This is a genomic window from Streptomyces amakusaensis (assembly GCF_039532665.1).
GTDB classification, from domain to species: domain Bacteria; phylum Actinomycetota; class Actinomycetes; order Streptomycetales; family Streptomycetaceae; genus Streptomyces; species Streptomyces amakusaensis.
Genome location: NZ_BAAASB010000022.1, coordinates 1 through 19,126, shown reverse-complemented (window position 1 = coordinate 19,126; position 19,126 = coordinate 1). Strand labels below are relative to the sequence as shown.

Genomic DNA, 19,126 nt, shown 5'->3' with positions numbered 1-19,126 from the left:
CTCTGGGGTCCCGGGAATCCTGGGACCCCAGAGGTCTGTTTCATCCGCTGGGGCACTGGAAGACCGAGGTCGATACCATGGCCTTTCCGGACCTGAACCGGGGGACCGGAACCGCATGAGGAGCGCTCTTGCCAGACGAGGTCCGTCCCGCCACCGCCGCGCAGCCCGACCGGAAGGCCGACGAGGCCGCGGCAGCCCCTGCCGCGCCCGCCGACAAGCCCTCCGGCGCATCCGCGCGGCCCGCGCCCGACCGGGCGGCGAGCGGCGCGAGCCCCGTATCGGCCGTCAAGCCCCCTGTGAAGCCCTCCGGGGCCACCGCCTCCAAGCCCCCGGCCACCGCGCCCCCCCGGCCCGCACCGGCCCCCACAGCGCGCGGAACGGCCTCCTCCAACCGGGTCCGCGCCCGCCTCGCCCGTCTCGGCGTGCAGCGCTCGTCCCCCTACAACCCCGTTCTCGAACCGCTGCTGCGGATAGTGCGCAGCAACGATCCCAAGATCGAGACCTCCACGCTCCGCCAGATCGAACGCTCCTACCAGGTCGCCGAGCGCTGGCACCGGGGCCAGAAGCGCAAGAGCGGCGACCCCTACATCACCCACCCGCTCGCCGTCACCACCATCCTCGCCGAGCTGGGCATGGACCCGGCGACCCTGATGGCCGGGCTGCTGCACGACACCGTCGAGGACACCGAGTACGGCCTCGACACCCTCCGCCGTGACTTCGGCGACCAGGTCGCCCTGCTCGTCGACGGCGTCACCAAGCTGGACAAGGTCAAGTTCGGCGAGGCCGCGCAGGCCGAGACCGTGCGCAAGATGGTCGTCGCCATGGCCAAGGACCCCCGGGTCCTGGTCATCAAGCTCGCCGACCGCCTCCACAACATGCGCACCATGCGCTACCTCAAGCGGGAGAAGCAGGAGAAGAAGGCCCGCGAGACGCTGGAGATCTACGCCCCGCTCGCCCATCGGCTGGGCATGAACACGATCAAGTGGGAGCTGGAGGACCTCGCCTTCGCGATCCTCTACCCCAAGATGTACGACGAGATCGTACGGCTGGTCGCCGAGCGCGCCCCCAAGCGGGACGAGTACCTCGCCATAGTGACCGACGAGGTCCAGTCCGATCTGCGCTCCGCCCGGATCAAGGCCACCGTCACCGGACGCCCCAAGCACTACTACAGCGTCTACCAGAAGATGATCGTCCGAGGCCGTGACTTCGCGGAGATCTACGACCTGGTCGGCATCCGGGTGCTCGTGGACACCGTCCGCGACTGCTACGCGGCGCTCGGCACCGTGCACGCGCGATGGAATCCGGTCCCCGGCCGGTTCAAGGACTACATCGCCATGCCGAAGTTCAACATGTACCAGTCGCTGCACACGACGGTCATCGGCCCCAACGGCAAGCCGGTCGAACTCCAGATCCGCACCTTCGACATGCACCGCCGCGCCGAGTACGGCATCGCCGCGCACTGGAAGTACAAGCAGGAACCGTCCGCCGGGGCCTCCAAGGTCCGCACCGACGTGCCCAAGAAGGCCGGCAAGGACGACCACATCAACGACATGGCGTGGCTGCGCCAGCTGCTCGACTGGCAGAAGGAGACCGAGGACCCCTCGGAGTTCCTGGAGTCCCTGCGCTTCGACCTCTCCCGCAACGAGGTCTTCGTCTTCACGCCCAAGGGCGATGTCATAGCGCTTCCGGCGGGCGCGACCCCGGTCGACTTCGCCTACGCCGTCCACACCGAGGTCGGCCACCGCACCATAGGAGCCCGGGTCAACGGGCGGCTCGTGCCGCTGGAGTCGACGCTGGACAACGGCGACCTGGTGGAGGTCTTCACCTCCAAGGCCGAGGGCGCGGGCCCGTCCCGCGACTGGCTGGGCTTCGTCAAATCACCCCGTGCCCGCAACAAGATCCGTGCCTGGTTCTCCAAGGAGCGCCGCGACGAGGCGATCGAGCAGGGCAAGGACTCCATCGCGCGCGCCATGCGCAAGCAGAACCTGCCCATCCAGCGGATCCTCACCGGCGATTCCCTGGTCACCCTCGCCCATGAGATGCGCTACCCCGACATCTCCTCGCTGTACGCGGCGATCGGCGAGGGCCATGTCGCCGCGCAGGGCGTCGTCCAGAAGCTCGTACAGGCGCTCGGCGGCGAGGAGGCGGCCAACGAGGACATCGCCGAAGACGCCCTGCCGTCCACCGGGCGCGGCAAGAAGCGCCGCTCCAATGCCGACCCCGGAGTCGTCGTCAAGGGCGTCGACGACGTCTGGGTCAAGCTCGCCCGCTGCTGTACGCCGGTGCCGGGCGATCCCATCATCGGCTTCGTCACCCGCGGCAGCGGGGTCTCGGTGCACCGCGCGGACTGCGTCAACGTCGACTCGCTCTCGCAGCAGCCCGAGCGCATCCTCGACGTCGAGTGGGCCCCGACCCAGTCCTCCGTCTTCCTCGTCGCCATACAGGTCGAGGCCCTGGACCGCTCCCGGCTCCTCTCCGACGTCACCCGCGTCCTCTCCGACCAGCACGTCAACATCCTCTCCGCCGCCGTCCAGACCTCCCGCGACCGCGTCGCCACCTCCCGCTTCACCTTCGAGATGGGCGACCCCAAACACCTCGGCCACGTCCTCAAAGCCGTCCGCGGCGTCGAAGGCGTCTACGACGTCTACCGCGTCACCTCCGCCCGCCGCCCCTGACCGGGGCCGGTCACGCCAATTTCAGCCCGTCCGGCGTTTGAGGACGGACCCCGAGCCCACGGAAAGCCGCAGACGCCGGGCCCAACGCCAAGGGGCCCCGTACCACGCAGGTACGGAGCCCCTCATCGGCCAACGGCGGCGCCGGCCGCCTACCCGCCGAACTCCTCCAGCCCCTTCAGGGCCTGGTCCAGCAGCGCCTGACGCCCCTCAAGCTCCTTCGCGAGCTTGTCCGCCTTCGCGTTGTTGCCCGCGGCCCGGGCGGCGTCCACCTGCCCGCGCAGCTTGTCCACGGCGGCCTGAAGCTGCCCGGTCAGCCCCGCCGCGCGCGCCCGCGCCTCGGGGTTGGTCCGGCGCCACTCGTTCTCCTCGGACTCCTGAATGGCGCGCTCCACGGCGTGCATCCGGCCCTCGACCTTGGGACGGGCGTCCCGGGGCACATGCCCGACGGCCTCCCAGCGCTCGTTGAGGGAGCGGAAGGCGGCCCGGGCGGCCTTCAGATCCGTCACCGGCACCAGCTTCTCCGCCTCGGTGGCCAGCTCTTCCTTCAGGGTCAGATTCTCCGCCTGCTCGGCGTCCCGCTCGGCGAACACCCCGCTGCGCGCGGCGAAGAAGACGTCCTGCGCCCCGCGGAAACGGTTCCACAGATCGTCCTCGGCGTCCCGCTGCGCCCGGCCGGCGGCCTTCCACTCCGCCATCAGGTCGCGGTAGCGGGCGGCCGTGACACCCCAGTCGGTGGACCCGGAGAGCGACTCGGCCTCGGCGACCAGCCGCTCCTTGATCTTGCGGGCGTCCTCACGCTGCGCGTCCAGCGACGCGAAGTGCGCCTTGCGCCGCTTGGAGAACGCCGAGCGCGCGTGCGAGAACCGGTGCCACAGCTCGTCGTCCGACTTGCGGTCCAGCCGGGGGAGCCCCTTCCAGGTGTCCACCAGCGCCCGGAGCCGCTCGCCCGCGGACCGCCACTGCTCGCTCTGCGCCAGCTCCTCGGCCTCGGTGACCAGGGTCTCCTTGGCCGTGCGCGCCTCGTCGTGCTGCTTGGCCCGCTGGACCTTGCGCTCCTCGCGCCGCTTGTCGACCGTCTCGACCAGCGCGCTCAGCCGCTTGGCCAGCGCTTCGAGGTCGCCCACCGCGTGATGCTCGTCCACCTGCTGACGCAAGTGGTCGATGGCGGCCTGGGCGTCCTTCGCCGAGAGGTCGGTGGTCTTCACCCGCCGTTCGAGGAGGCCGATCTCGACCACCAAGCCCTCGTACTTGCGCTCGAAATAGGCCAGAGCCTCCTCGGGAGTGCCGGCCTGCCACGATCCGACGACCTTCTCGCCGTCGGCTGTACGCACGTACACGGTGCCCGTCTCATCGACACGGCCCCACGGGTCGCTGCTCACAGCGCCTCCTCCACCTGATGCCCGTGAAGGGTCTCGCCCCCCGGGCATCGTCCACAGTTTCCTGGGGGCGGGCTGCGCCCGCCCTGCACAACGCCAATCTAGGCGACCGGTCGCCCGCCTGTCCGCACTCCGCGCGGCCGAAATTCCCCGGCCCCGCCCGCCGGCCCGCCGGCCGTCACCCCTTGGTGACGGTCGCCTTCTCGACGGTGACCGTGTTCTTCGGGGGCCCGTCCGCCCCGCCACCGGTGACTCCGGCCTTGGCGATCTTCTCCACCGCCTTCAGCGAGGCGGCGTCCATCTTCCCGAACGGCGTGTAGCTCGGAGGCAGCTTGGTCTCCTTGTAGACCAGGAAGAACTGGCTGCCGCCGGTGTTGGGCTGGCTGGTGTTGGCCATCGCCACCGTCCCCGCGGGGAAGGTCACCGTCCCGTCGCCGCCCGGCTTGCCGAGGCCGTCCAGATTCTCGTCCGGGATGTTGTAGCCGGGACCGCCGGATCCGTCGCCCTTGGGGTCACCGCACTGAAGGACGAAGATGCCGTCCGTGGTCAGCCGGTGACACTTGGTCCCGTCGAAGTAGCCCTTGCCCGCGAGAGCGTTGAAGGAGTTCACGGTGCGAGGCGTCTTCGACGCCTCCATCGCGATGTTCACCGGCCCCCGGTTCGTGGTGAGCTTCATCGAGTACGCCGCCTTCTTGTCGATCGACATGGCGGGCTCGGGGCTCTTGGCCTCGGAGGGGGTGGGCGGCGCGGGGGTCTCGCTGGCCTTGCCGGCCTGGGTGACCTTGTCCTTGTCCTTGCCGTCGTCGGAGAACGCTCCGGTGGCGAAGGCAGCCCCCGCCGCCGCCAGAACCATGGCGACCGCCGCGGCGATCACCTGGTTCCGCTGCTTCCTCTTGCGGGACTGCGTCCGGCGCTGGTGCTGGCGCTCGAACTTCTCTCGGGCGAGCTGCCGCCGCCGCTGATCGCTGCTGACCACCGGGTCTTCTCCCTCTGTTCCGCTGTGTCCTTGAGTGGCGTGTGCCCGTACCGTATACGGGTTGGCTGTGGAGGGAGCAGCGCCGGTAGGCTCTGATCTGCTGGAATTCAGGACTCTGCCCGCAATCGCGGGACAGGGACCGACCCTTCCCCGCCACTCTCCGCAACCACATCCGAGGACGAACGTGCTAATTGCCGGGTTCCCCGCCGGGGCCTGGGGGACCAATTGTTATCTGGTCGCCCCCGCCGCGGGTGAGGAGTGCGTGATCATCGACCCGGGCCATCAGGCCGCCGACGGCGTCGCCGAAGCGGTCCGGAAGCACCGGCTGAAGCCCGTCGCCGTGGTGCTGACCCACGGCCACATCGATCATGTCGCCTCGGTGGTGCCCGTCTGCGGCGCCCATGACGTGCCCGCGTGGATCCACCCCGCCGACCGGTACATGATGAGCGACCCGGAGAAGGCCCTCGGCCGCTCCCTGGGCGCCCGGCTCATGGGCGAGCTGACCGTGGGGGAGCCGTCCGACGTGCACGAGCTGACCGACGGCGCGCGGCTCGGCCTGGCCGGCCTGGAGCTGACCGTGTCGCACGCGCCCGGCCATACCAAGGGGTCGGTGACGTTCGGGATGCCCGAGGGCGGCGATGTGCCGCCGGTCTTCTTCTCGGGCGACCTGCTCTTCGCCGGCTCCGTCGGACGCACCGACCTGCCCGGCGGTGACCACGCCGAGATGCTCCGGTCGCTGGCACGCGTGTGCCTGCCGCTGGACGATTCGACCGTGGTGCTGTCGGGACACGGTCCCCAGACGACCATCGGCCGCGAGCGCACGACCAATCCCTATCTCAGGGACGTCGCCGCCGGCCTCGGGAGCGCGGACGCTCCCCGACGAGGAATGTGACGAGAGAATCGCTGTGAGCACCTTTCAGGCCCCCCGGGGCACCTATGACCTGCTGCCGCCCGACTCGGCGACCTATCTGGCCGTCCGGGAGGCGATCGCGGAGCCGCTGAAGAACTCCGGATACGGCTATGTCGAGACGCCCGGCTTTGAAAGCGTCGAGCTGTTCGCCCGCGGCGTCGGCGAGTCCACCGACATCGTGAGCAAGGAGATGTACGCCTTCGAGACCAAGGGCGGCAGCAAGCTCGCCCTGCGCCCCGAGGGCACCGCCTCCGTGCTCCGCGCCGCCCTGGAGGCCAACCTCCACAAGCAGGGCGTGCTGCCCGTCAAGCTCTGGTACTCCGGCTCGTACTACCGCTACGAGAAGCCGCAGAAGGGCCGCTACCGCCACTTCTCCCAGGTGGGCGCCGAGGCGATCGGGGCCGAGGACCCCGCGCTCGACGCCGAGCTGATCATCCTGGCGGACCAGGCCTACCGCTCGCTGGGGCTGCGCCAGTTCCGGATCCTGCTGAACTCGCTGGGCGACCAGGAGTGCCGCCCCGTCTACCGCGAGGCGCTCCAGGGCTTTCTGCGCGCTCTCGACCTCGACGAGGAGACCCGCCGCCGGATCGAGATCAACCCGCTGCGCGTCCTCGACGACAAGCGCTCCGAGGTCCAGAAGCAGCTGGTGGGCGCGCCGTCGCTGCGCGACTATCTGTGCGAGGCGTGCCGGGCCTACCACGACCAGGTGCGCTCCCTGCTGACCGGGGCGGGCGTCGTCTTCGAGGACGACGAGAAGCTGGTGCGCGGTCTGGACTACTACACGCGGACGACGTTCGAGTTCGTCCACGACGGTCTCGGCTCCCAGTCCGCGGTGGGCGGCGGCGGCCGTTACGACGGTCTGTCCGAGATGCTCGGCGGCCCGGCGCTGCCCTCCGTCGGCTGGGCGCTCGGGGTGGACCGCACGGTTCTCGCGCTGCGCGCCGAGGGCGTCGAGCTGGAGATCCCCGCGTCCACCAGCGTCTTCGCGGTCCCGCTGGGCGAGGAGGCGCGCCGGGTGCTGTTCGGCGTGGTGACCAGGCTCCGCAAGGAGGGCGTCGCCACGGACTTCGCCTACGGCGGCCGGGGCCTCAAGGGCGCGATGAAGGTCGCGAACCGCAGCGGTGCGCGGTACACCATCGTCGCCGGTGAGCGTGATCTCGCCGAGGGTGTCGTACAGCTCAAGGACATGGAGTCCGGCGAGCAGAACGCGATCCCGCTCGCGGACGTCGTCGCGGAGGTCGCCGCCCGGCTGAGCTGAGCGTCAACGCGCCGCCCGCGCGGTCATGCCACCGCATGACCCCCGTTTTCGGACGGTCGCGGGCGGTTTCCGGTCGGCGGGCGAATCCGTTCCCGCGCCCCGCCGACCGGCCCCGCTCCCCCCTTTCCGGGACCTTCGGCCCCGCCGACCGGCCCTTTTCCCGCCGGTACGGGGGCGGGCATCCTGGTCCCGGGGACCTGGGACGCCGGGAGGGGTGCGGCAGAATGGCCCTTCCACCGCAGGCCATCGAGCAATGGAACGGCGATATGACGACAGCAGCGGTAGACGACGTGGACTCCGGCGAGCGAGTGGACGGAGGCACTCGGCGGGACACGGTCGGGGGCAGCCGCTCCCTGGCCTGGCTGCTGATCATCACGGGCGCCGCCGGACTGCTGGCCGCCTGGATCATCACCCTGGACAAGTTCAAGCTGCTGAAGGACCCGAACTTCACCCCGGGGTGCAGCCTCAACCCCGTGGTCTCCTGCGGCAACATCATGAAGAGCGACCAGGCCTCCGTCTTCGGGTTCCCCAACCCGATGCTCGGCCTGGTGACCTACGCGATGGTGATCGCCATCGGCGTCGCCCTGCTGGCGGGAGCCCGCTACAAGCGCTGGTACTGGCTGGGCCTGAACCTCGGCACCGCCCTCGGCGCCGGGTTCTGCATGTGGCTGATGTACCAGTCGCTGTACAACATCAACTCGCTCTGTCTCTGGTGCTCGCTGGCCTGGGTCGCCACGATCGTGATGTTCTGCTACGTCACGGTCCACAACGTCCGGCACCGGATCATCAAGGTCCCCGAGGGCCTGCGCGGCGCGCTGCTGGAGTTCCACTGGGTGCCCCCGGTGCTCTGGATCGGCATCATCGGCATGCTCGTGCTGACCCGCTGGTGGGACTTCTGGACCAGCTGAGCCCCCCCGGGGCCTCCGGTGAGGCCCTTCGCCGATCACGCCCCCGAGCCCCGCGCCGGGGGCGTTGTCAGTGGGCTGGCATAGGCTTCGGAGCGTGGAGCCCGATCTTTTCACCGCCGCAGCCGAACAGCGCCAGGAGCAGGATCCGTCCAGCAGCCCCCTGGCCGTCCGGATGCGCCCCCGCACCCTCGACGAGGTCGTCGGCCAGCGGCATCTGCTCAAGCCCGGCTCCCCGCTGCGCCGGCTGGTCGGCGGCGGCACCGGCCCGGCCGGAGCCTCCTCGGTGATCCTCTGGGGCCCGCCCGGAATCGGCAAGACGACCCTGGCGTACGTCGTCTCCAAGGCCACCGAGAAGCGCTTCGTCGAGCTGTCCGCCATCACCTCCGGCGTCAAGGAGGTACGGACGGTGATCGACGGCGCGCGCCGCGCCGCCGGGGGTTACGGCAAGGAGACCGTCCTCTTCCTCGACGAGATCCACCGCTTCTCCAAGGCCCAGCAGGACTCCCTGCTCCCCGCCGTCGAGAACCGCTGGGTGACACTGATCGCCGCCACCACCGAGAACCCCTACTTCTCGGTGATCTCCCCGCTGCTCTCCCGCTCGCTGCTGCTCACCCTGGAGTCGCTGACCGACGAGGACCTCAAGGGGCTGCTGCGCCGGGCGCTCACCGAGGAGCGGGGCCTCGGCTCCGCCGTCGGTCTCGCCGAGGACGCCGAGGCGCATCTGCTGCGGATCGCCGGCGGCGACGCCCGGCGGGCACTGACCGCCCTGGAGGCCGCGGCGGGCGCGGCTCTCGACAAGGGCGAGACGGAGATCTCCCTCGCCTCGGTGGAGGAGACCGTCGACCGCGCCGCGGTGACCTACGACCGTGACGGCGACCAGCACTACGACGTGGCGAGCGCCCTCATCAAATCCATCCGGGGCTCCGACGTCGACGCGGCGCTGCACTATCTCGCCCGCATGATCGAGGCGGGGGAGGACCCCCGGTTCATCGCCCGCCGGCTGATGATCTCGGCGAGCGAGGACATCGGCCTCGCCGACCCGACCGCCCTGCCCACCGCGGTGGCCGCGGCCCAGGCCGTGGCCATGATCGGATTCCCGGAGGCCGCCCTCACCCTCAGCCACGCCACCATCGCGCTGGCGCTCGCCCCCAAGTCGAACACGGCGACCACGGCGATAGGCGCGGCGCTCGCCGACGTCCGGGCCGGCCTGGCCGGCCCGGTCCCGGCCCATCTCCGCGACGGCCACTACAAGGGCGCGGCCAAACTCGGCCACGCCCAGGGCTATGTCTATCCCCACGACGTGCCGGGCGCGATCGCCGCCCAGCAGTACGCGCCGGACGCGGTCCACGGCAAGCGGTACTACGAACCGACGCGGTACGGCGCGGAAGCGCGGTACGCGGACGTGGTGGAGAAGGTCAGGGAGCGGCTCGGCAGATCCGGGCCCGCGGTCTGAGCCGGCCGGGCGGGGGACGCCCTCAGTGCGAGGCCGCCTCGAAGAGGGTGTGCATCGCCCGGCGCAGCTCGGTGACGTCCCGTACCGGCTCGGGAAAGTCGAAGCGCGCGTCGAAGCACTGCTTCCCGACGAACCGCACCCGCAGTCCGAACCGGTCCAGCGCCAGCGGTACCGCCCGCAGCCGCCGGCCGTCCTCCTGGAGGGCCGCGTCCGCGCGCTCCCCGAGCAGCGCGCACAGCTCCTGGAGCTGGTCGCCGTGGGCCGCGTGCAGATGCTGGAGCAGCTCCGTCTCATGGGCGACGAGAGGATCCACCGAGGCGCGGGCGAAGTCCTCGGCCTCGACGTCGGTCGCGCCCCACAGATCGTCCACATACAGCTCTCCGACTTCGAGCCGGACCATCATCCCGCCCGGTTCGGCGAGGCCCGGCACACAGGTGAGCCACCCGGAGACCCAGGCCCGGCCGCGGATCCGGTGCGGCACCGAGACCGGTGCGACATCCGTGATCTCCAGTACGGCGGCCAGCTCGTCGTCCTGGGCGTGGGTGGCCGCCCGCACGGCGGGCGAGTCGGCGGGGAAGAGCAGGAACACCTCGCCGTCCGGGCCCACCACCCTGGCCTGCGGAGTCAGCTGGTCGGGGCGGACGGTCTCCACACCGGGAACGAGCAGTACCGCCGAGCATGTACTCTGTACGAGAGTTCGTGTGCGTTCGGCTGCTGACGGCATCCGATCGATTTCAAGCCCGCTGGGACGCGGCTGACCATGAGCTGATCGGACCTCCGTCGCCTCGACGCTCTGCTGAGCAGCGTCGGCTTCTTTTGTGCTGTCCGTGATGCGTTTGGTGTTCCCCGGGCGAGACATGCGATCTCCTTGAGTAAGGTGAGCCTAACCTAACCTACAACGGAGGTCTGGAGAACGTGCCTAACCAGTCGCGTCCCAAGGTCAAGAAGTCTCGCGCGCTCGGCATTGCGCTGACGCCGAAGGCTGTCAAGTACTTCGAGGCCCGCCCCTACCCGCCGGGCGAGCACGGCCGTGGCCGCAAGCAGAACTCGGACTACAAGGTCCGTCTGCTCGAGAAGCAGCGTCTGCGCGCCCAGTACGACATCAGCGAGCGCCAGATGGTCCGCGCCTACGACCGTGCGCGCAAGGCCGAGGGCAAGACCGGCGAGGCGCTGGTCATCGAGCTCGAGCGTCGCCTCGACGCCCTGGTCCTGCGTTCGGGCATCGCCCGCACCATCTACCAGGCCCGCCAGATGGTCGTCCACGGCCACATCGAGGTCAACGGCGGCAAGGTCGACAAGCCGTCCTTCCGTGTCCGTCCCGACGACGTCGTGATGGTCCGCGAGCGCTCGCGCGAGAAGACGCTGTTCCAGGTCGCCCGCGAGGGTGGCTTCGCCGCCGACGGCGAGACCCCGCGCTACCTCCAGGTGAACCTGAAGGCCCTGGCCTTCCGCCTGGACCGCGACCCGAACCGCAAGGAAGTCCCCGTGATCTGCGACGAGCAGCTCGTCGTCGAGTACTACGCCCGCTGATCCCGGGCGCGGTACCCATCGCGCTTCAGCCCGCCCCCTCCCCGCCGTTCCACGGCGGCGGAGCCGGCGGGCTCTCGCGTCTCCACACCCCGATCCACCCGGCCCGGCCACCTGCCGCCGGGTTCGGGCGGGCACCCCGGGCGCGATAGGCTCGGAAGACGATTTCTCAGACATTCGGCGACAAGCAGAGAGCGGTGCGGTGTGACCGGTGGAGAGGTTGCCGGGATCCTGGTGGCCGTCTTCTGGGCGATCCTGGTCTCTTTCCTGGCCGTGGTGCTGGCGAGGCTGGCACAGACGCTCAGGGCGACCACCAGGCTCGTGGCCGAGGTGACCGAGCAGGCCGTCCCGCTGCTGTCGGACGCCTCCGCGACGGTCCGCTCCGCGCAGACCCAGCTCGACCGGGTCGACGCGATCGCGACCGACGTCCAGGAAGTCACCTCCAACGCCTCCGCGCTCTCCACGACCGTCGCCTCCACCTTCGGCGGCCCCCTGGTCAAGGTCGCCGCCTTCGGATACGGCGTACGCCGGGCGATGGGCCGCAAGGACGACCGGCCCCCGCGCGAACGGGAACCCTCCCGCCGCACGGTGGTCATCGGCCGTACCCTGCCCCGCGCCGAGCGCGCCCGACGGAACAAGAAGGGCTGACACACATGTTCCGCCGCACCTTCTGGTTCACCGCGGGCGCAGCCGCCGGCGTCTGGGCCACCACCAAGGTCAACCGCAAACTTCAGCAGCTGACCCCCGAGAGCCTCGCGGCGCAGGCCGCGAACAAGGCCATCGACGCGGGTCACAAGCTCAAGGACTTCGCGCTCGACGTGAGAGCGGGAATGATCCAGCGCGAGGAGGAGTTGGGCGAGGCACTCGGCACCAACGCCCCGCCCGACCCGGAACTCCCCGCACAGCGCCGACGCCCCGCGATCGAGCGCCCCGCACCCGTCAAGAACACGCGCTTCCACCACTCGTACAACCGGAATGAGGACCACTGATGGAGTCGGCTGAAATCCGCCGCCGCTGGCTGAGCTTCTTCGAGGAGCGCGGGCACACCGTCGTCCCTTCGGCGTCGCTCATCGCGGACGACCCGACTCTTCTGCTGGTCCCCGCGGGCATGGTTCCCTTCAAGCCCTACTTCCTCGGCGAGGCCAAGCCGCCCGCCCCGCGCGCCACCAGCGTGCAGAAGTGCGTCCGCACCCCGGACATCGAAGAGGTCGGCAAGACCACCCGCCACGGCACCTTCTTCCAGATGTGCGGCAACTTCTCCTTCGGCGACTACTTCAAGGAAGGCGCCATCAAGTTCGCCTGGGAGCTGCTCACCAGCTCGCAGGCCGACGGCGGCTACGGCCTCGACCCCGAGCGCCTGTGGATCACGGTCTACAAGGAGGACGACGAGGCCGAGCAGATCTGGCGCGACGTCATCGGAGTCCCCGCCGAGCGCATCCAGCGCCTGGGCATGGGCCCCAACTTCTGGTCCATGGGCGTCCCCGGCCCCTGCGGCCCCTGCTCCGAGATCAACTACGACCGCGGTCCCGAGTTCGGCGAAGAGGGCGGCCCCGCCGTCAACGACGAGCGCTATGTGGAGATCTGGAACCTGGTCTTCATGCAGTACGAGCGCGGTGCGGGCGAGGGCAAGGAGGACTTCCCGATCCTCGGGGAGCTGCCCTCCAAGAACATCGACACCGGCCTCGGTCTCGAACGCCTCGCCATGATCCTCCAGGGCGTACAGAACATGTACGAGACCGACACCCTGCGCGTCGTCATGGACAAGGCCACCGAGCTGACCGGCGTGCGGTACGGCGCGGAGCACGGCTCCGACGTCTCCCTGCGCGTGGTCGCCGACCACATCCGCACCTCCGTGATGCTCATCGGCGACGGAGTCACCCCCGGCAACGAGGGCCGCGGCTATGTGCTGCGCCGCATCATGCGCCGCGCCATCCGCAACATGCGTCTCCTCGGGGCCACCGGCCCGGTCGTCGCCGAGCTGGCCGACGTGGTCATCACCACCATGGGCGTCCAGTACCCCGAGCTGATCACCGACCGCAAGCGGATCGAGGCCGTCGCGCTGGCCGAGGAGGCCCGCTTCCTCAAGACCCTCAACGCCGGCACCAATGTGCTCGACACCGCCATCACCGACACCAAGGCCGGCGGCGGCAAGGTGCTCGCGGGCGACAAGGCGTTCCTGCTCCACGACACCTGGGGCTTCCCGATCGACCTCACCCTGGAGATCGCCTCTGAGCAGGGCCTGAGCGTCGACGAGGACGGCTTCCGCCGTCTGATGAAGGACCAGCGGGACAAGGCCAAGGCCGACGCCCGGGCCAAGAAGACCGGCCACGCCGACCTCTCCGCGTACCGCGAGGTCGCCGACGTCTCCGGCCCCACCGAGTTCACCGGCTACACCTCCTTGGAGGGCGAGACCACGGTCGTCGGTCTGCTGGTCGACGGAGTGCCCTCGCCCGCCGCCACCGAGGGCGACGAGATCGAGATCGTCCTCGACCGCACCCCCTTCTACGCCGAGGGCGGCGGCCAGCTCGCCGACCAGGGCCGCATCAAGCTCGACTCCGGTGCCGTCATCCAGATCCGCGACGTCCAGCAGCCGGTGCCCGGCGTCTCCGTGCACAAGGGATCGGTGCAGGTCGGCGAGGTCACCGTCGGTGCCTCCGCCTACGCCTCCATCGACGCCAAGCGCCGCCGCGCCATCGCCCGCGCCCACAGCGCCACCCACCTGACCCACCAGGCGCTCCGCGACGCGCTCGGCCCCACCGCCGCCCAGGCCGGTTCGGAGAACTCGCCCGGCCGCTTCCGCTTCGACTTCGGCGCGCCCTCCGCCGTCCCCGGCACGGTCCTCACCGATGTCGAGCAGCGGATCAACGAGGTGCTCTCCCGGGAGCTGGAGGTCCAGGCCGAGGTCATGTCCCTCGACGAGGCCAAGAAGCAGGGGGCCATCGCCGAGTTCGGCGAGAAGTACGGCGAGCAGGTGCGGGTCGTCACCATCGGCGACTTCTCCAAGGAGCTGTGCGGCGGCACCCACGTCGGCAACACCTCCCAGCTGGGCCTGGTGAAGCTGCTCGGCGAGTCCTCGATCGGCTCCGGCGTGCGCCGTATCGAAGCCCTCGTCGGCGTCGACGCGTACCACTTCCTCGCCAAGGAGCACACGGTCGTCGCCCAGCTCCAGGAGCTGGTCAAGGGCCGTCCCGAGGAGCTGCCCGAGAAGATCTCCGGCATGCTGGCCAAGCTGAAGGACGCCGAGAAGGAGATCGACAGGTTCCGCGCGGAGAAGGTCCTCCAGGCCGCCGCCGGGCTCGCCGAGGGGGCCCGTGACATCCGGGGCACCGCCCTGGTGACCGGCCGGGTGCCCGACGGGACCTCCGCCGACGATCTGCGCAAGCTGGTCCTCGACGTCCGCGGTCGCATCCAGGGCGACCGGCCCGCTGTGGTCGCGCTCTTCACCGTGGCGAACGGCCGCCCGCTGACCGTCATCGCCACCAACGAGGCCGGGCGCGAGCGCGGTCTCAAGGCCGGTGAGCTGGTCCGCGCCGCGGCCAAGACCCTCGGCGGCGGTGGCGGCGGCAAGCCGGACGTCGCCCAGGGCGGCGGCCAGAACCCCGAGGCCGTCGACGACGCGATCGCCGCCGTGGAGCGTCTGGTGGCCGAGAACTCGTGAGGCGAGGACGCCGTCTGGCGCTCGACGTCGGGGACGCCCGGATCGGGGTCGCCTCGTGCGACCCCGACGGGGTCCTCGCCACCCCGGTGGAGACCGTGCCGGGGCGTGATGTCCCGGCCGCCCACCGGCGGCTCCGCGCGCTGGTCGAGGAGTACGAGCCGGTCGAGGTCGTCGTCGGGCTGCCCCGCTCGCTCAGCGGCGGGGAGGGCCCGGCGGCCCTGAAGATCCGCGCGTTCGCCCAGGAGCTGGCCCGGGGCATCGCCCCGGTGCCGGTCCGGCTGCTGGACGAGAGGATGACCACAGTAACGGCGGCCCAGGGCCTGCGGGCCTCGGGCGTGAAGTCCAGAAAAGGCCGCTCTGTGATTGACCAAGCTGCCGCTGTGGTGATCCTTCAGAACGCTCTGGAGTCCGAACGGACGTCGGGCCTTCCCCCCGGCGAGTCCGTCGAAGTGGTTGTCTGATCGCGATACGGTAACGTTCCGCGCGACGTGGCGGCGTTCGAACAGCCGCCGCACCACGTAGAGGTGGACCGACCGGCTCCCTCGCGGCTGTTTGGGGAACGATGACTGAATATGGACGGGGCTCAGGCCCCGCACCGTGGCATCCGGAGGACCCGCTGTACGGGGACCAGGGGTGGACAGGTCACCAGACCCCGGACAGCGGGAACGCCCCCTACCCGGCCGAGCAGGCGCAGCAGGCCCAGCAGCTGTACGAGGGCGGGCAGCAGGACCCGTACCAGCAGCAGTACGCCGCCGGTCAGCCCTATGGCAACCACTCCTACGGTGAACAGCAGTACGGAAACCAGCCGCAGCCCGACCAGCTCCAGGCGCAGCAGCAGCAACAGCAGGCACAGCAGCAGGCGCAGCCTCAGCAGCAGTACGCCGAGCAGCAGCAGGACCCCTATCAGCAGCAGTACGCGGAGCACCAGTACGCGGCCGCCGGCGGATGGGACGCCGCGCAGCAGACCGGGCTGCCCTACGACCCCGCGGCGCAGAGCGCCCAGTACCAGGGCGAGACGCCCGATCCGTACGGGACGCCCGAGGCGTACCCGCCGCCGGAGCCCCCGGCCCGCCGGTCCGCGAAGTCGGAACCGGCCGCCGGGGCGGAGTCCGGCTCCGAGTCCGAGCACGACTGGGACGCCGAGCCGGAGGCCGAGAAGCACCCCTTCTTCACCGGGGACGACGCTCCCGACGCGGAACCCGAGCCGGGCGGCTCCCGCCGGTCCGGCGGAGGCGGCGGTGGCAAGGAGGGGCGCGGCGGCGGCCGGTCCAAGAAGCAGAAGAAGGGCCGCAACGGCATCGCCTGTCTGGTCGTCGCCACGGTCCTGGTCGGCGGTCTGGGCGGAGTCACCTACTTCGGCTATCAGTTCTGGCAGGGCAAGTTCGGCGCGGCCCCCGACTACACGGGCGAGGGCAGCGGCACCGTCCAGGTCGAGATCCCCCAGGACTCCGGCGGCTTCGTCATCGGCCAGCTGCTCAAGAAGAAGGGCGTCGTCAAGAGCGTCGACGCCTTCGTCTCCGCGCAGGGGAACAATCCGCAGGGCAAGAGCATCCAGGCGGGCGTCTACACGATGAAGAAGGAGATGTCCGCGGCGAGCGCCGTGAAGCTGATGCTCAGCCCCAGCAGCCGCAACTCCCTGGTCATCCCCGAGGGCAAGCGCAACGTCTGGGTGTACGAGCAGATCGACGCCAAGCTGGGACTGGAGTCGGGCACCACTAAGAAGGTCGCCCAGGACCAGGCGAAGAACCTCGGACTGCCCGACTGGGCGATGGGTCATCCGAATCTCAAGGACCCGCTGGAGGGATTCCTCTTCCCGGCCAGCTATCCGGTCGCCAAGGGCACCAAGCCGGAGAAGGTCCTCCGGAAGATGGTCTCCCGCGCCAATCAGGAGTACAGCCGTCTCGGTCTCGAGGAGGAGGCCAAGAAGCTCAAGCTCGAAGGGCCGTGGCAGCTGATCACGGTGGCGAGTCTGGTGCAGGCCGAGGGCAAGACCGACGACGACTTCCGGAAGATGGCCGAGGTCGTCTACAACCGCCTCAAGCCCGACAACACCGAGACCAATCGGAAGATCCAGTTCGACTCTGCCTTCAATTATCTGAGGGGCCAGAGCGAGATCAAGATCAGCGAATCCGAGATCAACAGCAATCCGGACCTGTACAACACCTATTACCACGAGGGCCTCACCCCCGGTCCGATCGGGAATCCCGGTATGGAGGCGCTGGAGGCCACGCTCAAGCCGACGGAAGACGGCTGGATGTATTTCGTGGCGACGGACGGAATGAACAAGACGGAATTCGCCAAGAATCATGACGACTTCGAGGAACTGAAGGACAAGTTCAATGACGCCGTCGGATGACCGGCACGAGCGGGACGCCTGGGACGGTCCGGGCACCGCGCACCGGGCCGCGGTGCTCGGCTCGCCGATCCAGCACTCCCTCTCCCCGATACTGCACCGCGCCGCCTACGCGGCGCTGGGCCTCACCGACTGGTCGTACGGCCGCTTCGAGGTGACCGAGGAGGCCCTGCCGTCCTTCGTGGAGCGGCTGGACCCCTCCTGGGCCGGGCTCTCGCTGACCATGCCGCTCAAGCGGGCGATCATTCCGCTGCTCGACGGGATCAGCGACACCGCCGCGTCGGTGGAGGCCGTCAACACCGTCGTCCTCACCGAGGACGGCCGCCGTCTCGGCGACAACACCGACATCCCCGGCATGATCGCCGCGCTCGCCGAGCGGGGCGTGCGCAAGGTCGAGTCGGCGGCCGTCCTCGGCGCCGGGGCGACCGCCTCCTCCGCGCTGGCGGCGCTCGCCCGGATCTGCTCGGGGCCGGTCACCGCCTATGTCCGCAGCGAGGCCCGGGCGGCCGAGATGCGCGGCTGGGGCGAACGGCTCGGAATCGACGTGCGCACCGCCGGCTGGGAGAAGGCAGCCGAAGCGCTGCGGGCCCCGCTGATCATCGCCACCACCCCCGCCGGGACCGCCGACGCCCTCGCGGGCGAGGTGCCCGCACACCCCGGCACCCTCTTCGACGTGCTGTACGACCCCTGGCCCACCGCGCTCGCCGCGAGCTGGTCGGCGCGCGGCGGGGCCGTCGTCGGGGGACTGGACCTCCTGGTCCACCAGGCTGTCCTCCAGGTGGAGCAGATGACCGGAAAGTCCCCCGCACCGCTCGCCGTGATGCGCAACGCGGGTGAAGAGGCCCTCGCATCCCTTTAGGATCACCGCAGCCGGCGACGGCGGACGGGGGACGCGATCGGGACCGCTCAGCAACAGGCCGGGGCGGTGGGCACGGTGCCTGCCACCATGACCGACAGGTTCCAGCCGTGTGAAATCTCCGCGAGGCATATGCCCCGCGACGAGGCGGGAACGGACGGTACGGACGGCCCCGCCGACGTCCGTCAGCTGGACCTCACACCAGCGCACCCCGCCGGACATGGGAGGATCGACCCTGGCGGGCCAGGGCCGCGCACCCGGTCGCGCCATTGCACATGGAGGCGCGAACAGAGGAGCACTGGTGAGCAGGTTGCGTTGGCTGACGGCGGGGGAGTCCCACGGACCCGCACTGGTGGCGACGCTGGAGGGTCTTCCCGCCGGTGTCCCGATCACCACGGAGATGGTGGCGGACCACTTGGCGCGGCGGCGGCTGGGGTACGGGCGCGGGGCGCGGATGAAGTTCGAGCGTGACGAGGTCACGTTCATCGGCGGTGTGCGTCACGGTCTGACCATGGGATCGCCGGTGGCGGTCATGGTCGGCAACACCGAGTGGCCCAAGTGGGACAAGGTCATGGCCGCCGACCCTGTCGACGTCGAGGAACTGGCGGCGCTCGCCCGTAACGCCCCGCTCACCCGCCCCCGCCCCGGCCATGCCGACCTCGCCGGGATGCAGAAGTACAACCTGGAGGAGGCGCGGCCGATTCTGGAGCGCGCCAGTGCGCGGGAGACGGCGGCTCGGGTGGCGCTGGGCGCGGTGGCCCGCTCCTACCTCAAGGAGACGGCCGGCATTGAGATCGTGTCGCATGTGATCGAGCTGGCGGGTGCGAAGGCTCCTCTCGGTGTCTACCCGACTCCTGCCGATGTGGAGAAGCTGGACGCGGATCCGGTGCGGTGCCTGGACGCGGACGCGTCGAAGGCGATGGTCGCGGAGATCGATCAGGCTCACAAGGACGGCGACACCCTCGGCGGAGTCGTCGAGGTGCTGGCCTACGGTGTTCCGGTCGGTCTGGGTTCGCATGTGCACTGGGACCGGCGGCTGGACGCCCGGTTCGCGGCGGCTCTGATGGGTATTCAGGCGATCAAGGGTGTCGAGCTGGGTGACGGCTTCGAGCTGGCGCGTGTGCCCGGTTCGCAGGCGCACGACGAGATCGTGGCGACCGGTGACGGGCTGCGGCG

General features: G+C 70.2%; 16 protein-coding genes. 13 read left to right on the top strand and 3 right to left on the bottom strand.

Going from position 1 to position 19,126, the window contains the following annotated elements; genetic code table 11:
• The first annotated feature begins 128 nt into the window (after positions 1-128).
• Positions 129-2,675, top strand: a complete 2,547-nt coding sequence (locus ABD371_RS29975; protein WP_344483778.1) for a RelA/SpoT family protein — start codon at positions 129-131, stop codon at positions 2,673-2,675.
• Positions 2,676-2,824: 149 nt separating this feature from the next.
• Here ABD371_RS29975 and ABD371_RS29970 read toward each other — a convergent pair whose 3' ends face one another.
• The gene (locus ABD371_RS29970) at positions 2,825-4,054 is read right to left on the bottom strand and encodes a DUF349 domain-containing protein (protein WP_344483775.1); all 1,230 of its coding nucleotides are present in this window, start codon (positions 4,052-4,054) and stop codon (positions 2,825-2,827) included.
• 175 nt (positions 4,055-4,229) lie between these two features.
• Positions 4,230-5,027, bottom strand: coding sequence for a peptidylprolyl isomerase (locus ABD371_RS29965; protein WP_344483772.1), 798 nt, complete (start codon positions 5,025-5,027; stop codon positions 4,230-4,232).
• A 184-nt stretch (positions 5,028-5,211) separates the two neighbouring features.
• Here ABD371_RS29965 and ABD371_RS29960 point away from each other — a divergent pair, with 184 nt between their 5' ends.
• The 4 genes from ABD371_RS29960 to ABD371_RS29945 all read left to right on the top strand — a co-directional run bounded on the left by ABD371_RS29960 (position 5,212) and on the right by ABD371_RS29945 (position 9,556).
• Entirely contained in the window at positions 5,212-5,919 is a 708-nt protein-coding gene (locus tag ABD371_RS29960; RefSeq protein WP_344483769.1) for an MBL fold metallo-hydrolase, read from the top strand.
• Between the two features lie 13 nt (positions 5,920-5,932).
• Complete coding sequence (gene hisS, locus ABD371_RS29955) at positions 5,933-7,195, top strand: histidine--tRNA ligase (RefSeq protein ID WP_344483766.1); 1,263 nt, start codon at positions 5,933-5,935, stop codon at positions 7,193-7,195.
• Positions 7,196-7,461: 266 nt separating this feature from the next.
• Positions 7,462-8,103: a vitamin K epoxide reductase family protein gene (locus ABD371_RS29950; protein WP_344483763.1), complete on the top strand. Its 642-nt coding sequence runs from the start codon at positions 7,462-7,464 to the stop codon at positions 8,101-8,103.
• 94 nt (positions 8,104-8,197) lie between these two features.
• A complete protein-coding gene (locus ABD371_RS29945) occupies positions 8,198-9,556 on the top strand; it encodes a replication-associated recombination protein A (protein WP_344483760.1) in 1,359 nt (452 codons plus the stop codon).
• Between the two features lie 22 nt (positions 9,557-9,578).
• Here the strand turns inward: ABD371_RS29945 and ABD371_RS29940 are convergent, their stop codons facing one another.
• Positions 9,579-10,280: a DUF2470 domain-containing protein gene (locus tag ABD371_RS29940; protein ID WP_344483758.1), complete on the bottom strand. Its 702-nt coding sequence runs from the start codon at positions 10,278-10,280 to the stop codon at positions 9,579-9,581.
• Positions 10,281-10,471: 191 nt separating this feature from the next.
• Here ABD371_RS29940 and rpsD point away from each other — a divergent pair, with 191 nt between their 5' ends.
• From rpsD to aroC, 8 genes are all read left to right on the top strand, one after another.
• Positions 10,472-11,086 (top strand): 30S ribosomal protein S4, encoded by a 615-nt coding sequence (rpsD, locus tag ABD371_RS29935; protein WP_190126924.1) that lies wholly within the window; start codon positions 10,472-10,474, stop codon positions 11,084-11,086.
• A gap of 201 nt (positions 11,087-11,287) precedes the next feature.
• Positions 11,288-11,731 carry a DUF948 domain-containing protein gene (locus tag ABD371_RS29930; protein ID WP_344483753.1) on the top strand — a complete coding sequence of 148 codons (444 nt, stop codon included), beginning with the start codon at positions 11,288-11,290 and terminating at the stop codon, positions 11,729-11,731.
• A gap of 5 nt (positions 11,732-11,736) precedes the next feature.
• Positions 11,737-12,072, top strand: a complete 336-nt coding sequence (locus ABD371_RS29925) for a DUF6167 family protein (protein WP_344483750.1) — start codon at positions 11,737-11,739, stop codon at positions 12,070-12,072.
• Positions 12,072-14,741, top strand: coding sequence for an alanine--tRNA ligase (alaS, locus tag ABD371_RS29920; RefSeq protein WP_344483747.1), 2,670 nt, complete (start codon positions 12,072-12,074; stop codon positions 14,739-14,741). The genes ABD371_RS29925 and alaS overlap by 1 nt, the downstream gene beginning before the upstream one ends.
• The gene (ruvX, locus tag ABD371_RS29915; RefSeq protein WP_344483744.1) at positions 14,738-15,202 is read left to right on the top strand and encodes a Holliday junction resolvase RuvX; all 465 of its coding nucleotides are present in this window, start codon (positions 14,738-14,740) and stop codon (positions 15,200-15,202) included. The genes alaS and ruvX overlap by 4 nt, the downstream gene beginning before the upstream one ends.
• Positions 15,203-15,303: 101 nt before the next feature.
• Positions 15,304-17,097, top strand: a complete 1,794-nt coding sequence (gene mltG, locus ABD371_RS29910; RefSeq protein WP_344483741.1) for an endolytic transglycosylase MltG — start codon at positions 15,304-15,306, stop codon at positions 17,095-17,097.
• Positions 17,081-17,953 carry a shikimate dehydrogenase gene (locus ABD371_RS29905; RefSeq protein ID WP_344483738.1) on the top strand — a complete coding sequence of 291 codons (873 nt, stop codon included), beginning with the start codon at positions 17,081-17,083 and terminating at the stop codon, positions 17,951-17,953. Before mltG ends, ABD371_RS29905 begins: the two co-directional genes overlap by 17 nt.
• Positions 17,954-18,251: 298 nt before the next feature.
• Positions 18,252-19,126, top strand: an 875-nt coding sequence (aroC, locus tag ABD371_RS29900) for a chorismate synthase (protein WP_344483735.1), incomplete at its 3' end; no start/stop codon positions are given.

Coding starts and splice junctions, on each gene's coding strand:
- ABD371_RS29905 (WP_344483738.1), top strand. CDS start 17,081: ATGACGCCGTCGGATGACCGGCACGAGCGGGACGCCTGGGACGGTCCG.
- mltG (WP_344483741.1), top strand. CDS start 15,304: ATGACTGAATATGGACGGGGCTCAGGCCCCGCACCGTGGCATCCGGAG.
- ABD371_RS29950 (WP_344483763.1), top strand. CDS start 7,462: ATGACGACAGCAGCGGTAGACGACGTGGACTCCGGCGAGCGAGTGGAC.
- ABD371_RS29925 (WP_344483750.1), top strand. CDS start 11,737: ATGTTCCGCCGCACCTTCTGGTTCACCGCGGGCGCAGCCGCCGGCGTC.
- alaS (WP_344483747.1), top strand. CDS start 12,072: ATGGAGTCGGCTGAAATCCGCCGCCGCTGGCTGAGCTTCTTCGAGGAG.
- ABD371_RS29940 (WP_344483758.1), bottom strand. CDS start 10,280: ATGCCGTCAGCAGCCGAACGCACACGAACTCTCGTACAGAGTACATGC.